Source organism: Alcaligenes faecalis, assembly GCF_041521385.1.
GTDB classification, from domain to species: Bacteria; Pseudomonadota; Gammaproteobacteria; order Burkholderiales; family Burkholderiaceae_B; genus Alcaligenes; species Alcaligenes faecalis_E.
Window position 1 is genome coordinate 790,813 of record NZ_CP168006.1, and the last position, 14,102, is coordinate 804,914.

General features: G+C 57.0%; 10 protein-coding genes. 7 read left to right on the forward strand and 3 right to left on the reverse strand.

Annotated elements, in window-relative coordinates; all coding sequences use genetic code 11:
• The first annotated feature begins 46 nt into the window (after nucleotides 1-46).
• The 7 genes from ACDI13_RS03795 to ACDI13_RS03825 all read left to right on the forward strand — a co-directional run bounded on the left by ACDI13_RS03795 (nucleotide 47) and on the right by ACDI13_RS03825 (nucleotide 10,001).
• Nucleotides 47-1,696: a collagen-like triple helix repeat-containing protein gene (locus ACDI13_RS03795; protein WP_316989559.1), complete on the forward strand. Its 1,650-nt coding sequence runs from the start codon at nucleotides 47-49 to the stop codon at nucleotides 1,694-1,696.
• Entirely contained in the window at nucleotides 1,693-2,283 is a 591-nt protein-coding gene (locus tag ACDI13_RS03800) for a MarR family transcriptional regulator (protein WP_316989560.1), read from the forward strand. Before ACDI13_RS03795 ends, ACDI13_RS03800 begins: the two co-directional genes overlap by 4 nt.
• Nucleotides 2,284-2,509: 226 nt before the next feature.
• Nucleotides 2,510-4,357, forward strand: coding sequence for a collagen-like triple helix repeat-containing protein (locus ACDI13_RS03805; RefSeq protein WP_372372729.1), 1,848 nt, complete (start codon nucleotides 2,510-2,512; stop codon nucleotides 4,355-4,357).
• 102 nt (nucleotides 4,358-4,459) lie between these two features.
• Complete coding sequence (locus tag ACDI13_RS03810; RefSeq protein WP_316989562.1) at nucleotides 4,460-5,380, forward strand: hypothetical protein; 921 nt, start codon at nucleotides 4,460-4,462, stop codon at nucleotides 5,378-5,380.
• Between the two features lie 107 nt (nucleotides 5,381-5,487).
• Complete coding sequence (locus ACDI13_RS03815) at nucleotides 5,488-6,447, forward strand: hypothetical protein (protein ID WP_316989563.1); 960 nt, start codon at nucleotides 5,488-5,490, stop codon at nucleotides 6,445-6,447.
• 12 nt (nucleotides 6,448-6,459) lie between these two features.
• Nucleotides 6,460-6,984 (forward strand): helix-turn-helix domain-containing protein, encoded by a 525-nt coding sequence (locus ACDI13_RS03820; RefSeq protein WP_316989564.1) that lies wholly within the window; start codon nucleotides 6,460-6,462, stop codon nucleotides 6,982-6,984.
• A 176-nt stretch (nucleotides 6,985-7,160) separates the two neighbouring features.
• Nucleotides 7,161-10,001: a pitrilysin family protein gene (locus tag ACDI13_RS03825; RefSeq protein ID WP_316989565.1), complete on the forward strand. Its 2,841-nt coding sequence runs from the start codon at nucleotides 7,161-7,163 to the stop codon at nucleotides 9,999-10,001.
• Nucleotides 10,002-10,116: 115 nt separating this feature from the next.
• On the opposite strand, the gene dnaJ is transcribed toward ACDI13_RS03825, so the two are convergent.
• The 3 genes from dnaJ to grpE form a co-directional block, all read right to left on the reverse strand.
• On the reverse strand, nucleotides 10,117-11,250 hold the full coding sequence (gene dnaJ / locus ACDI13_RS03830) for a molecular chaperone DnaJ (protein ID WP_316989566.1): 1,134 nt from the start codon (nucleotides 11,248-11,250) through the stop codon (nucleotides 10,117-10,119).
• 102 nt (nucleotides 11,251-11,352) lie between these two features.
• Nucleotides 11,353-13,281: a molecular chaperone DnaK gene (gene dnaK / locus ACDI13_RS03835; RefSeq protein WP_372372730.1), complete on the reverse strand. Its 1,929-nt coding sequence runs from the start codon at nucleotides 13,279-13,281 to the stop codon at nucleotides 11,353-11,355.
• Nucleotides 13,282-13,469: 188 nt separating this feature from the next.
• On the reverse strand, nucleotides 13,470-14,060 hold the full coding sequence (grpE, locus tag ACDI13_RS03840) for a nucleotide exchange factor GrpE (RefSeq protein WP_316990541.1): 591 nt from the start codon (nucleotides 14,058-14,060) through the stop codon (nucleotides 13,470-13,472).
• Nucleotides 14,061-14,102: the final 42 nt, after the last annotated feature.

The following is a 14,102-nucleotide window of genomic DNA, read 5'->3' on the forward strand; positions in this document are numbered from 1 at the left end:
CAATAGCCCCTTGAGGGCGTGCTCACACTTCAGATCGGAGTCAGACATGAAAGCAAGGAATTCAGCAAGAAACGCCTCGACCCAACGCACGCTGCAACGCGCCGTTGTCGCTACATTAGTTATCAGCGCCGCCGTTTTGGCCGGCTGCTCCTCGCGCGGCGGGGTACGCGATGGTCTGGATATATCCGTTCGCCCACCTGTTGTTGATCCCAATCTGCCCAACCCCGGCGATGGCGACAATGGTGGCGGGGACAATGGCGGTGGCGATAACGGGGGTGGGGATACCGGCGGCAAGGACACGAGCCTGACGCAAAATGCGCTGGGCAATCTAGGCCAGGCAGTCGACAACGTAGTGCCCTTGAACCTGAGCAAAACAGGCAATCAACTGGGCAAGACGCTGGATAGCGCACTCAAACCCGTCACCGATATCGTGACAGATACCACACGCACCGTCGGCAGCGTGACTGGACTGGGCCAACCCGTCAACGGCCTGACGAATCAAGTCGGTGGCGTCGTGACCAATCTGGGCGAGCAGTTAGGTCAGACAGGCCTTCCCCTGAATCTCGGTGAAGGTGCTGGCGGCCTGCTGTCCCATCTGGGCCAAGCCGTGGGCTCAGTTGGCGGCTTGCTGGTTAACGATCCCAATAACGCCAATCCACTGGGCAATACCCTGCACCATGCAACCAAAGGTGTAGAAGTGCTGACCGGTTCCTTGCTGGGTGAAGGCAGCCTGCTGCACCCCTTGACCTCACAACTGGGCCTGGACGGGATCTTGTTGGCGGGCAGCGGCGAGCCCATCCTGCAACCGGCACTGGGCAATGTTGGACAAACCGTGGACAACATTCTGCCGCTGGGCCTGAACCCGATTCTGGGTGACGTGGGTGGCGCCCTGGATAACACGGTGGCACCTGTCGTTGCCACCGTCACCAATGTGACTCAGCAAGTGGGGGGTGGTCTAGGGATTGGCCAACCCATCAATGCTTTACTCGGTGGTGTGGGGAGTGCCTTAGGGAACGTGGGTAATCAATTAGACAATGCCGCACCTCTTGGCCTGGGCGGTGTCGTAGGACATCTGGGGCAGGCTGTGGCTTCGGCAGGCGGTTTGTTGCACGCAACCGATACAAACACCAACCCCTTGGGCAATACCTTGAATCACGCCACCCAAGCCGTCGCCTCCTTGACGGGCGGACTAGGTGGCATCACAGGCGGTGAAGGCGGTGGCCTGCTGGCACCTGTGACCGGACTGTTGGGTGGCCTGGGCGGTGCAGAGGGCGCGAACGGTGGATTGCTGGCACCCGTCACTAACCTGGTCGGTGGCTTGACCGGCGGCCTGGGCGGTGGAGAGGCTACCAATGGGGGGCTGCTGGCCCCTGTCACCAACCTTGTTGGCGGTTTAACGGGTGGCCTGACGGGGGGTGACGCCTCCAACGGCGGTTTGCTGGCTCCGGTGACCGGCCTTCTGGGCGGCATTACAGGCAGTGTTTCGATTGGCGGTGGAGCAGCGGTCGAAGGTCAGGCCAGTGGCGGCTTGCTGGCACCTGTGACCGGTTTGGTCGGTGGCCTGGTTGGTGGATTGACTGGCGGCGTTAACGTGCAGGCAAATGCCGACACCAGCGGCGGTGGACAAGCCAACGGCGGCTTGCTCGCGCCCGTAACCGGCTTGCTCGGTGGCCTGCTGGGAGGCGGCCGTCAATGATGAATAAAGTCATGAACCCGGTCAATTTACCAGTGAGCCGTCATCCTGGCGCACAGAGCGCCAGTGCCCGCTCCAACTGGTCCTCGCACAACCATGAGCACAGCATGCTGTCAGAAAAAATGTTGATGGATCTGGGCAAGATGCTGGGTCGTCAATTCACCATCTACGCGGAAGCCCTGAAAGCCAGCCTGGCCGAAGAGGCAAACATGCCCCTGAACGACTTCAAGGCCTTGGAATACATCATGGAGTTCGATGCCTTGCCCACCGGCCAGTTAGCACACTTGATGGACTTGAGTGCCAGTGGTGTTAGCGCCCTGATCAATCGCCTTGAGCACCGCGGTTACATCACGCGTGGCCGTCACCCTCTGGACAAACGCGTGATTGCCTTGCACCCCGTGATGGACAAGTGTCGCGAAGTTTTGGCGGTGAAAGAGCGTGCCATTAATCAAGCCATCAACACGGCAGCGAATCAAAACCCAGCCCAGTTGATTGCCATGTACGACTTTCTCGTCGACAGCATGAGCACCTTCAGACAGAACACCAAAACCTGGCTGGATGCCAAGGCCTTGGTGCCACGCAGTTCCTAAGCACCCCGCTTTACCCCTACCGAACCGCTGCTTGTCAGCGGTTCTTCTTTTGTTACGTAACATGTTCCACCCAAAACCCGTAACAAATAGCCCTCTTTTTTTTACGTACTTTGCATCAAATCCAAAGAACATGCGGCCTAGCACGATTCCAATAGATTGGCATGGAAATTGCTTCTAACAAAATCAGGAAGCAAGCAAGTAACCCGATCATTTATTGGAGCAAGCAATGCATAAAAATACAGACAGCAAGAAACCAGGCCTACGCCTGACACTCCTGGCCACCTTGATGGCCAGTACCTTGACCTTGACCGCCTGCGGCAGCTTATTAGGAGGGGGCAGCGGCAGTAGTGGTGGCGGTGGAGAAACCCCCACCAACCCAGGCACGGGTGGGCCTGGTAACGGCGGCGATAACGGCGGTGGTGACAACGGCGGTGGCGATAACGGCGGCGGTGACAACGGTGGCGGTGACAACGGCGGCGGTGACAACGGCGGTGGCGATAACGGTGGCGGCGATAACGGCGGTGGCGATAACGGCGGCGGCGATAACGGTGGCGGCGATAACGGTGGCGGCGATAACGGCGGTGGCGATAACGGTGGCGGCGATAACGGCGGTGGCGATAACGGTGGCGGCGATAACGGCGGCGGTGACAACGGCGGCGGTGACAACGGTGGGAATCCTCACACTCCTGGCCCACTTGAAACCACACTGAATAATGTAGGCGAAGCCGTCGACAATGTCCTGCCAGTCGGTTTGCAAGATACCGGTGGCAAACTGGGCAAAACACTGGACACCGTGGTTGCCCCTGTCGTCGACACGGCAACGGGTCTGACTCAACAAATTGGCGGTGCAACCGGCTTGGGTCAACCCATCAATGGTCTGACACAACAAGTAGGTGGCGTTGTGACCAATCTGGGTGAGCAACTGGGCAATAGTGGCCTGCCCCTGAATCTGGGCCAAGGCGTCGGTGGTCTTTTAACGGGATTGGGCAACGCGGTGGGCAGTGCAGGCGGTTTGCTGCATGCTGACGCCAACAACCCTAATCCATTGACCGCCGTGCTGGGTCACGCCACCGGTGGCGTTGCGGCACTGACCGACTCCCTCTTGGGCGAAGGCAGCTTGTTGCACCCCATCACAGGTCAACTCGGTTTGGGTGGCTTGCTGGACGGTGCAAATGCCGCCCCCATTCTTGAGCCTTCCCTTGCCAACGTGGGCCAAACCGTCGACAACATTCTGCCTGTGGGCCTGAACCCCATCCTGGGCAATGTCGGTGAAACCCTGGATACCGTGGTCGCTCCTGTCGGTGCCACGGTGACCAATGTCACTCAACAAGTGGGTGACGGCCTAGGTATTGGCCAGCCCATCAATGCCCTATTGGGCGGCGTAGGAAGTGCCTTGGGTAATGTCGGTACGCAAATTGATGGCGCCGCCCCACTGGGTCTGGGCGGTGTCGTCGGGCACTTGGGCCAGGCCGTTGCCTCGGTCGGAGGGCTGGTCCACCAAACTGACAGCAATACCAACCCGCTGGGCAACACCCTGAATCACGCGACACAAGCCGTCGCCTCCCTGACCGGTGGGCTGACGGGTGGTTTGGGTGGTGGTGATGCTGCCAACGGTGGTTTGCTCTCACCAGTTACTGATTTGCTCGGCGGCCTGACAGGTGGTTTGGGCGATGGTGAGGGCGCCAACGGCGGCTTGCTGGCCCCTGTTACCAACCTGGTCGGTGGTTTGACCGGCGGACTAGGTGGTGGTGACGCCGCCAACGGTGGTTTGCTGGCCCCTGTCACGGGTCTCGTCGGTGGTTTGACCGGCGGGCTAGGTGGTGGTGATGCCGCCAACGGTGGCTTGCTGGCTCCTGTTACCAACCTGGTCGGTGGTTTGACCGGCGGGCTAGGTGGTGGTGATGCCGCCAACGGTGGCTTGCTGGCCCCTGTTACCGGCTTGGTCGGTGGGCTTTTAGGCGGCGCCACTGGCAACACGAATACTGGTGGGGAAGCCCCTGCGGGCACCAATAATGGCGGCCTACTCGCACCAGTAACCGGACTGCTGGGTGGTTTGCTGGGCGGCCCTCGCTAAGCAAGAGGATGGGGCGGAGTACGCCCCATCCCTAAACCCCAGCATGCCCCTCATTTCTACGTGAAATGGCTGAGCAAGCCTGATCACCAGTTGGAGTAAGTCATGACTAGAAAGCCACGTTTTACATCCAGCAAGATCATTTTGCTCAGCCTGACAGCCAGCCTGTTTTCAATAAACGCACAGGCCGAGGTACTCGGAACCAGCATGGGCAATATTGGGAAGGCGGTTGATAACCTCCTCCCTCTTGAGTTGCAGCAAACTGCAAGGCTATTGGGTCAGGAGCTGGACACCTCCGTTCTCGACTACGTCGATGTCGAGGTGGTATTTGAAACCGTACACAATCAAATGCACGCCCTGATCCCGCCGGAGCCGGTACTAAGCCCTGCACTACAACTGGCACACGGACAAATACACTCCCTAGGTGACACAGTCGCTGCTATCGGCTTGCCCTTGGAAACAGGACAAGCCGCATCCAGGCTGTTTCATGGCGTAGGTGATACCGTTCTCAGCACAGGCGGCCTGCTCTACGACGTTCCAGATGAGCCTAATCCCCTGACGCCCATATTGGGATCTGCGACCAACGGCCTTGCCGCAACTACCGAAACCTTGTTTCTGGACGGGCCGTTACTGACAAACAGGGTGAGCAGTCGTGAAAGTGCTTCCAGACACATTGTCAACTCTACGCGGCGAAACACCCAAGATCAGACTCATTCTGTAGGCAGGGTTGGCAACGTGCTCTACCCAGGCCCAGGAGACACAGACTCGTTGGTATCTTTACTAGCACACGGCACGAACGGAATTACATCAGCGACCGATACCTTGCTTCAAGGCAATCCCTTGTTGTCAGCCCCATCACCCAATCCCGCCTCGCCGGCAAACCTGAATACGGGGACCACCGATGGTCTGCTTGCCCCCGTCACGAATGTCCTTGCCGGTCTGAATGGAAATGGAGACACCGTCAATGGCGGCCCGCTGGCCCCTGTAACCGGGCTGCTCGGTGATTGGCTGGGCAACCCTCGCTAAACAAGGCGGGCAAATGGGGCCTGCACGGCCTCATTGCTTAACCCCAGAACTTAGCTCATCTCAGTCTGAAAAATCAGAGCGCCCCTAATTCATAGATGGAGTCAGTCATGATTACAAAGACACGTTTAGCTTCCAGCAGGATCATTTTGCTCGGACTGACAGCAAGCCTGGTTTCACTAAGCGCACAGGCCGATATCGTGGGTGCCAGCAATCTGGACTCGCCAGCATCCGACAGACTTGCGACGAGCCTGGGGAATATTGGCCTGGCAGTGGATAATATCGCTCCGCTGGGACTGCAGGAACCAGTACGGGACGCCGGCAAATTGATGAGTGCTATTAACGTGGATGTTGCCCAACTAGAACGTTGGAAAGACCGCGTTATGGGTGCAATCGACAGGGGCGATGTCACCGACGAAATCGTAAAACCAATATTGAATACGGCGGAGCAGGGTATTGACGAACTGAGCCAACAACTTGCGAACACTCCCCTCCCCTTTCATGCAGGGCAAGCTGCCGGATCATTACTCCACGGCGTTAGCGACACTGTTGGCAACGTGGGCGACCTGGTCAGAAACAATCCGGACAACCCCTACTCCATTAGCAACACACTCAATGCTCTAAGCGGCAGCCTGGCCCATGCAACGGATGCTTTGTTCCAAGACGGTGGACTTCAAGCTACTGTCAACAGCGGGCTGCTCAATGGTCTGACGAGCAACAGTCCCGGCAACGCACATCTCCTCTCCCCCGTCACCAACCTGGTCAACGCTACGGGCGGGGGCTTGCTCAACACCAACACAAGCAACGACGGCCTGCTGGCTCCAGTCGGTAATCTGCCTGGCGGTGGGCTGGCAGGCGGCTTGCCCAATACGGCAGACAGCAACAATGGTTTGTTGACGCCTGTCACCGGCCTGGTGACAGGCTTGCTAGGCAATGCCTCGGCGGGCCCGGTCAATAACGTGCAGGCATCACTACCTGCGAACAACTCCGCAACAACAGCAGCCCATCGCGGTTTGTTGGCCCCCGTCACTGGTCTGGTCAGCGGCCTGCTGGGTGGTGCACCACATTAAGGATGCGTGCGTATGCCAGATAAACAGACACTGACAAGGACCTGGATCGACGCCGATCCTTCGGATACGGTGCTGTCAGGGCATATGCGCGGGGACATTGTTCGCATGATGGTGCGCCAGTTCGATGTCTATATGGAAGCCAACAAGCATGAACTGGCACAAGAAGCAGGCCTGAGCCTGAACGAATACAAGGCACTGGAATTCGTGCTGGAGCTCAAACCCTTGTCACCGGGCAGACTGGCCCAGCTCCTGCACCTGAGTCCCAGTGGTACCCACGCCCTGATTACCCGGCTGGAACAGGCGGGTTATCTGACCCGCAAGCCACACCCTCGCGATGGACGCATGACCAACCTCTACCCCAATCAGGAGCGATGTAGACGTCTGATCGCTAATATGGAACACGCAGCGCAACACATTATCCATGCCACTGCCCGGCATAACCCTAGCCAACTGCTTGCCCTATACGATTTTTTAATCAGCAGCATCGACTACTTGCGTGAAGATGCGATGCACAGGCTCCAGCGCAAACCCGACTAAGGATCAGGGACCGGTTTCTTGCTGTTTTGCCCACCAGTTACCCCTGGTGGGCTTTTTTTCGGCTACGTCCCTATTTTGTCCCTGTGACCGCCTACCCAGCCAAACGGCCCCATGCTACAAAAGACACTGGTCGGCCTGGCTGGCTTTTTCATCGCTAAAACCGTAAGGATGTGTTCATGAAACTCTCTGTACTGATTGCCGCCCTGCGCCTGCGCCATCTTGCAGGGGCTGCGCTGCTGTCCACTTCGCTGGCAGCCTATGCCCTACCCGCAGGTCTGGCCCAAGGCCCCTCAGTTGAAGGCGTCACTCAATACACGCTGGACAATGGCTTGCGCCTTGTGCTGGCCCCCGACGATTCCAAACCGACGACCACCGTCAACATGACGTACCTGGTCGGCTCGCGACACGAGAACTACGGGCAAACCGGTATGGCCCACCTGCTGGAACACATGCTGTTTCGGGGCACGCCGACCCTGCGCAATGCACTGGGGGAATTCTCCAAGCGAGGACTGGAAGCCAATGGCACCACCTCCAGCGACCGTACCAATTACTTTGCCAGCTTTGCCGCAGATCCCGAAACCCTGAAATGGTATCTGGACTGGCAAGCCGATGTCATGGTCAACGCCTTGATCGACAAGCAGGATCTGGAAGCGGAAATGCCCGTGGTACGCAATGAAATGGAAAGCGGTGAAAACAGCCCTTTCCGTGTTCTGATGCAAAAACTGACCGCTGCCGCCTACCAATGGCATAGCTACGGCAAGACCACCATTGGCGCCCGCTCCGACGTCGAAAATGTCGATATTGAACAGCTTCGCAAGTTCTACCACGACTACTATCAGCCTGATAATGCCGTGCTGTTTGTAACTGGGCAGTTCGATACCGAGCAAACCCTGGAAAACATTGCCAAAGCCTTTGGCTCCATCCCCAAGCCGACTCGCACGCTGCGTCCTGAGTACACGGTAGAACCTGTACAGGACGGCACCCGCACGGTGACCTTGCGCCGTCATGGTGGTACGCCCCTGATCATGTCGCTATACCACCTGCCCAGCGCAGCCAGCCCGGAGTACATGGACTTGAGCCTGGGTATCAGTGCCTTGGGCGATACCCCCAGCGGACAACTGTACAAGAACCTGGTGAACAAAAACCTGGCCACCAGCGTATTTAGCTTTGATTCCGAAAGCCACGATCCAGGCTACGCCCTGTTTGGTGCCGAGCTGAAACCCGATATGGATCAGCAAAAAGCCTTGCAGGTCATGAATGACACCCTGGAAGGTCTGGCCAAATCCCCGCTGAAAGAAACGGACCTGGAGCGCATCCGCAGCCAATGGATGACGGGTTGGACACAAACCTATGCCAATCCCTCCCGCCTGGCCAGCGCGCTATCTGAAGCGGCGGCCAGCGGCGACTGGCGTTTGTTCTTCCTGCAACGAGACCGGGTAGAAGCGGCCAAGCTGCCCCAAGTTCAAAAGGCGCTGGAAACCTGGCTGGTCGCCAGCAACCGCAGCAATGGTTTATACATCCCCACGGAAAAGCCGCTACGCGCCCCTGAAGCCACCACGGTTGATGTCGCCAAGTTGGTACAGGACTACACCGGCAAAGACAGCGGTAAAGCCGTTGAAGCCTTTGACCCCAGCCCTGCCAACATCATGGCCCGCACTGATCTGCAGCCCTTGTCCTTGGGCAAGGATCTGGGTGAAGTAAAAATGGCTCTGCTGCCCAAGGAGACACGCGCTGAACGCGTGGAAGCTCGCTTGTCCATCAAGTTTGGCTCGCCTGACCAACTCAAGAACCAAACCGCTACCGCGGCTGCTGTCGCCAGCCTGCTGAGCACCGGCACCAAAAAACTGAACCGGGAACAGATTTCCGATCAGTTCACCGCCATGCAAACCCAGTTCAGCACCAGCGGCTCCAATGGTCGTTTGTACCTGAGCCTGTCGTCCAACCGCGAGAACCTACCTAAGGCCATTGCGCTGGCGCTGGATGTTCTGCGCGACGCGAACTTCCCCGAGGATGAGCTGAAGAAGTATCAGCAAGCCGTTGTGACCAGCCTGAAATCGGCCAGTACCGAGCCAGCAGCCCTGGCAAGCCAGGCAATTGAACGCTATACCAACCCCTGGCCTAAAGACGACATTCGCTACACGCCCAGCTTTGAGGAAGGCATAGAGCGAGTCCAGGCGGTAAACATCAAGCAAGTACGAGACTTCCATCAAAAATTCTACGGTACGGGCGATGTCACCTTTAGCGCCGTGGGCGACTTTGACAAGGAAGAAGTTCGCAAGGCTTTGGCCGATGGTTTGCAAGGTTGGCGCAAAGCCCCGACCTACCAACGTCCGGACAATCCACTGCAAACTGTGGCTCCCAAGGTCTTTGACATCAACACCCCAGACAAAGCAAACGCCTTTTATCTGGCGGATCTGGGCCTGAAACTGCAAGACAGCGATGTGGACTTCCCGGCTGTCTACTTGGCCAACTACTTGCTGGGCCTGTCTGAAACCTCGCGCTTGTGGAATCGCGTACGTGTGGAAGATGGCTTGTCCTACAACGTACGTAGTCAGGTGGAGGCGTCCAGCCATGAACCCCATGGCTCGTGGACGGTCTATGCCATCCACGCCCCCAGCAATAGCGAAACGCTGGGCAAGACTATCGACGACGTATTGACGCAAGCACTAAAAGATGGCTTTAGCGAGCAAGAGGTCAAGGAAGGCGTGAATGCCTTGCTGAATTATCGTCGCTTGTCCCGCAGCCAGGACACCGTGGTCAGCAGCGCCTGGTTGAACTACCTGGATTTAGGTCGCAGCTTTGAATGGTCCGAGAAAATGGATCAGGAGCTGCAAAAGCTCAACGCTGAACAGGTCAATGCAGCTTTGCGTAAATACCTGAAACCCAAGGAAATGGTCGTGGCAATTGCCGCTGACCATGAGCGTCAACAGCAAGGGGCAGCCGCAGCAACGCCTGAAACCGCAGAACAGGCTCCGGTTACAGCACCGGCTCCAGAGCCACTGGATGCCCAACCTTGATCAAACCAACAACCCTGCTTGCCTGATCTTTGAACAGGCGTAAAAAAGCCCGGTACTCTTGTACCGGGCTTTTTACTTCCTATTTAGCGACTCCTTGCTGGAGCCGTGCCAACATTCAGGAAAAGAAGCCCTTCACCTTGTCCGTCCAGGATTCGCTTTTGGGCGAGTGCTTGACACCACCATCGCTCAAGGCCTGTTCAAACTGGCGTAGCAATTTCTTTTGCTCCTCGTTCAGACGCACAGGCGTCTCGATTTGAATGTGGCAGTACAAGTCACCGGGGTAGCTGGAGCGCAAGCCCTTGATGCCCTTACCGCGCAAGCGGAATGTCTTGCCCACTTGAGTGCCTTCAGGAATGGTGATTTCACCACGCCCTGTCAGGGTAGGAACTTCCACTACCCCCCCCAAGGCCGCCGTGGTAAAGGGGATGGTCAGCTCGCAATGCAGGTCCTCACCATCACGCTGGAAAATACCGTGTGGCTTGATGCGAATTTCTACATACAAGTCGCCGGCAGGACCACCGTTAACGCCAGGCTCGCCATTGCCGCTGGAGCGAATGCGCATGCCATCATCAATACCGGCTGGGATCTTGACCTGCAAGGTCTTGGTCTTTTTAACCTTGCCTTCGCCGTGGCACACCACGCAGGGATCAGGAATTTCCTTGCCGCTACCGTGGCAGGTCGGGCAGGTTTGCTGCATGCTGAAAATACCCTGCTGCATCCGGACAGCGCCACTGCCTTGGCAAGTGCGGCAAGTCTGCGCAGACGTACCGGGTTTAGCCCCCGAACCCGAGCAGGTTTCACAGTTTTCCCAGCTGGGTACGCGAATTTCAGTATCAAAACCAGTTGCTGCCTGCTCCAGACTGATATCCAGCGCATAGCGCAAATCCGCGCCACGGTAAACCTGAGGGCCACCGCCGCGGCGTCCGCCACTGCCACCAAATATCTCGCCAAAAATATCGCCAAAGGCGTCTGCAAATCCGGCTCCGCCCATGCCGCCACCCATGCCGCCCATGCCAGCGTTGGGGTCGACTCCGGCATGACCATAGCGGTCATAGGCTTCGCGTTTCTGTTCGTCGGACAGGATCTCGTACGCTTCCTTGGCTTCCTTGAACTTTTCTTCGGCGTCCTTGCTATCCGGATTACGGTCAGGGTGGAACTTCATGGCCAACTTGCGATACGCCTTGCGGATTTCATCCTGCGTCGCATTTTTGGCCACACCGAGAATTTCGTATAAGTCGCGTTTTGCCATGTTTGATTAACGACGTCCAAACGCCGCTGTTTGAATAATAATGCCCGATCTCCAGCGTATGCCGCCAAAGATCGGGCCAGGGAACCTGAATCAGGCTCTCAATTACTGATCGCGTTTGACTTCTTTAAAGTCAGCGTCGACCACGTTCTCGTCGGCGGGCTGCTGCTGGGCCGTACCTTCAGCACCTTCTTGTGCTGCGGCCTGGGCCTGCATGTCAGCGTACATCTTCTCGCCCAGTTTCTGCGAGGCCACACCCAGCGCTTCCACCTTGGCATCGATGGCTTCCTTATCGCCTTCTTTCAGCGTTTCCTCCAGATCAGCGATGGCCTTCTCGATGGCTTCTTTCTCGTCCGCTTCCAGCTTGTCGCCGTAGTCCGTCATGGACTTGCGAGTCGAGTGAATCAAAGCCTCAGCCTGGTTACGAGCAACGGCCAGCTCAGCGATGCGGTGGTCTTCTGCTGCGTTGACCTCGGCATCTTTCACCATGCGCTCGATCTCCTCGTCGGACAAACCGGAGTTTGCCTTGATGGTGATCTTGTTCTCTTTGCCTGTGCCCTTGTCTTTGGCGGACACGTGCAAAATACCGTTGGCGTCGATGTCGAAGGTCACTTCAATCTGTGGCAGGCCACGTGCTGCCGGTGGAATGCCTTCCAGATTGAACTCGCCCAGAGCCTTGTTACCGGCAGCGATTTCACGCTCGCCCTGGAATACTTTGATGGTCACAGCAGGCTGGTTATCGTCAGCCGTGGAGAACACTTGCGAGTGACGCGTAGGAATCGTGGTGTTCTTCTGGATCATCTTGGTCATGACGCCACCCAGGGTTTCAATACCCAGGGACAGAGGCGTCACGTCCAGCAGCAAGACGTCAGTACGGTCGCCCGACAGGACAGAACCTTGAATGGCTGCACCAGCGGCAACAGCTTCGTCCGGGTTGATATCTTTACGTGGGTCACGGCCAAAGAACTCTTTAACGCGCTCTTGCACCTTGGGCATACGGCTCATACCGCCAACCAAGATCACGTCGTCGATTTCCGAAACCTTCACGCCAGCATCCTTGATGGCAACACGGCAAGGCTCGATCGTGCGTTCGATCAAGTCCTCGACCAACGCTTCCAGCTTGGAGCGAGTGATCTTCAGGTTCAAGTGCTTAGGACCGGACGCGTCTGCCGTGATGTAAGGCAGGTTGATTTCGGTCTGCTGCGTAGAGGACAGCTCGATCTTGGCTTTTTCAGCGGACTCTTTCAGGCGCTGCAAGGCCAGCACATCTTTGGACAGATCAACGCCGCTTTCTTTCTTGAACTCGTCGATGATGTAGTCGATGATGCGCTTGTCAAAGTCCTCACCACCCAGGAAGGTATCGCCGTTGGTGGAGAGCACTTCAAACTGCTTTTCACCGTCGATGTCAGCGATTTCGATGATGGACACGTCAAACGTACCGCCACCCAAGTCGTACACCGCGATCTTGCGATCCCCTTTTTCAGCCTTGTCCAGGCCGAAAGCCAAAGCCGCAGCGGTTGGCTCGTTGATGATGCGCTTGACATCCAGACCAGCAATGCGGCCTGCATCTTTCGTTGCCTGACGCTGGCTGTCGTTAAAGTAAGCAGGCACGGTAATCACGGCCTCGGTTACTTCTTCGCCCAGGTAGTCTTCGGCGGTTTTCTTCATTTTGCGCAAGATGTCGGCAGACACTTGCTGAGGTGCCATCTTCTTGCCCTGTGCTTCCACCCATGCGTCGCCGTTATCGGCAGCAACAATGGTGTAAGGCACGTGTTCAATATCTGTCTGAACGGCCTTTTCCGTGAACTTACGACCGATCAAACGCTTGACCGCGAAGATGGTGTTGGCGGGGTTGGTCACAGCCTGGCGTTTGGCAGGAGCGCCAACCAGGATTTCACCATCCTGCATGTAAGCCACGATGGAAGGGGTCGTGCGACCGCCTTCGGCATTTTCGATAATACGAACCTGGTCGCCGTCCAATACCGATACACAGCTATTGGTGGTTCCAAGGTCAATACCAATGATTTTGCCCATGATTTTTTACCTGACTAAAAGATTGATTGCGAAAGCAAATTATTTGATGAAATGCATATGGGGAACGCTGCGTGCATTTCAAGAGCAACAGCCCTATTTTTTTCACTATGCCTACAGGGAATCCGAAAAAGACGCTTGAAAGCGCGTTCAACCTGAAAAACCTGCCGGCACAGTCAGGCTGGCCTTTATCACTTGGGAGCTGACACCATCACCAAGGCAGGACGCAAAACACGATCCGAAATGGTGTAACCCTTTTGCAGCAACTGGGCGACCGCGCCCTCTTCAAACTCCGAAGGCACGGCCGAAATAGCCTGGTGCAGATGCGGGTCAAACTTGTCACCGGCTTGCGGGGCCACTTCTTTCAGGCTATTGCGCTCAAAAGCCTTGTTCAGTTGGCGCAAGGTGGTTTCCACCCCTTCTTTCCAGGCTTCAGGGCTTTGTTCGCTCTGGGCCAGGGCTGCTTCCAGGCTATCACGCACCGGAATCAGGCTTTCGGCAAAGGACTCGGTACCGAACTTACGGGCTTTGGCAACATCGTCATCAGCACGACGACGGATGTTTTCCACTTCAGCTTTGGCACGCAGCAACTGATCGTAATACTGCGACACTTTCTCCTGAGCCTGGGCCAATTCAGTGGCCAGGTCAGCCGAACTTTCTTCGGGCTGCTGGGCCAAAATCTCTGGCTGGTCTTGCTCGACAGTGCCCGCTTGCGCCTGCTCAGGCGTGTTTTCCGTCACTTCCCCGTCCAGAGGCTTATTGGGATCGGCATGTGTAGCCATTCGATTGTTCTCCACTACAGAATTCGTTGATCGCATGAAAAT

Bases quoted from the DNA above. Each gene is read 5' to 3' on its own strand.
- ACDI13_RS03795 (WP_316989559.1), top strand. From the start codon at position 47: ATGAAAGCAAGGAATTCAGCAAGAAACGCCTCGACCCAACGCACGCTG.
- ACDI13_RS03800 (WP_316989560.1), top strand. From the start codon at position 1,693: ATGATGAATAAAGTCATGAACCCGGTCAATTTACCAGTGAGCCGTCAT.
- ACDI13_RS03805 (WP_372372729.1), top strand. From the start codon at position 2,510: ATGCATAAAAATACAGACAGCAAGAAACCAGGCCTACGCCTGACACTC.
- ACDI13_RS03810 (WP_316989562.1), top strand. From the start codon at position 4,460: ATGACTAGAAAGCCACGTTTTACATCCAGCAAGATCATTTTGCTCAGC.
- ACDI13_RS03815 (WP_316989563.1), top strand. From the start codon at position 5,488: ATGATTACAAAGACACGTTTAGCTTCCAGCAGGATCATTTTGCTCGGA.
- ACDI13_RS03820 (WP_316989564.1), top strand. From the start codon at position 6,460: ATGCCAGATAAACAGACACTGACAAGGACCTGGATCGACGCCGATCCT.
- ACDI13_RS03825 (WP_316989565.1), top strand. From the start codon at position 7,161: ATGAAACTCTCTGTACTGATTGCCGCCCTGCGCCTGCGCCATCTTGCA.
- dnaJ (WP_316989566.1), bottom strand. From the start codon at position 11,250: ATGGCAAAACGCGACTTATACGAAATTCTCGGTGTGGCCAAAAATGCG.
- dnaK (WP_372372730.1), bottom strand. From the start codon at position 13,281: ATGGGCAAAATCATTGGTATTGACCTTGGAACCACCAATAGCTGTGTA.
- grpE (WP_316990541.1), bottom strand. From the start codon at position 14,060: ATGGCTACACATGCCGATCCCAATAAGCCTCTGGACGGGGAAGTGACG.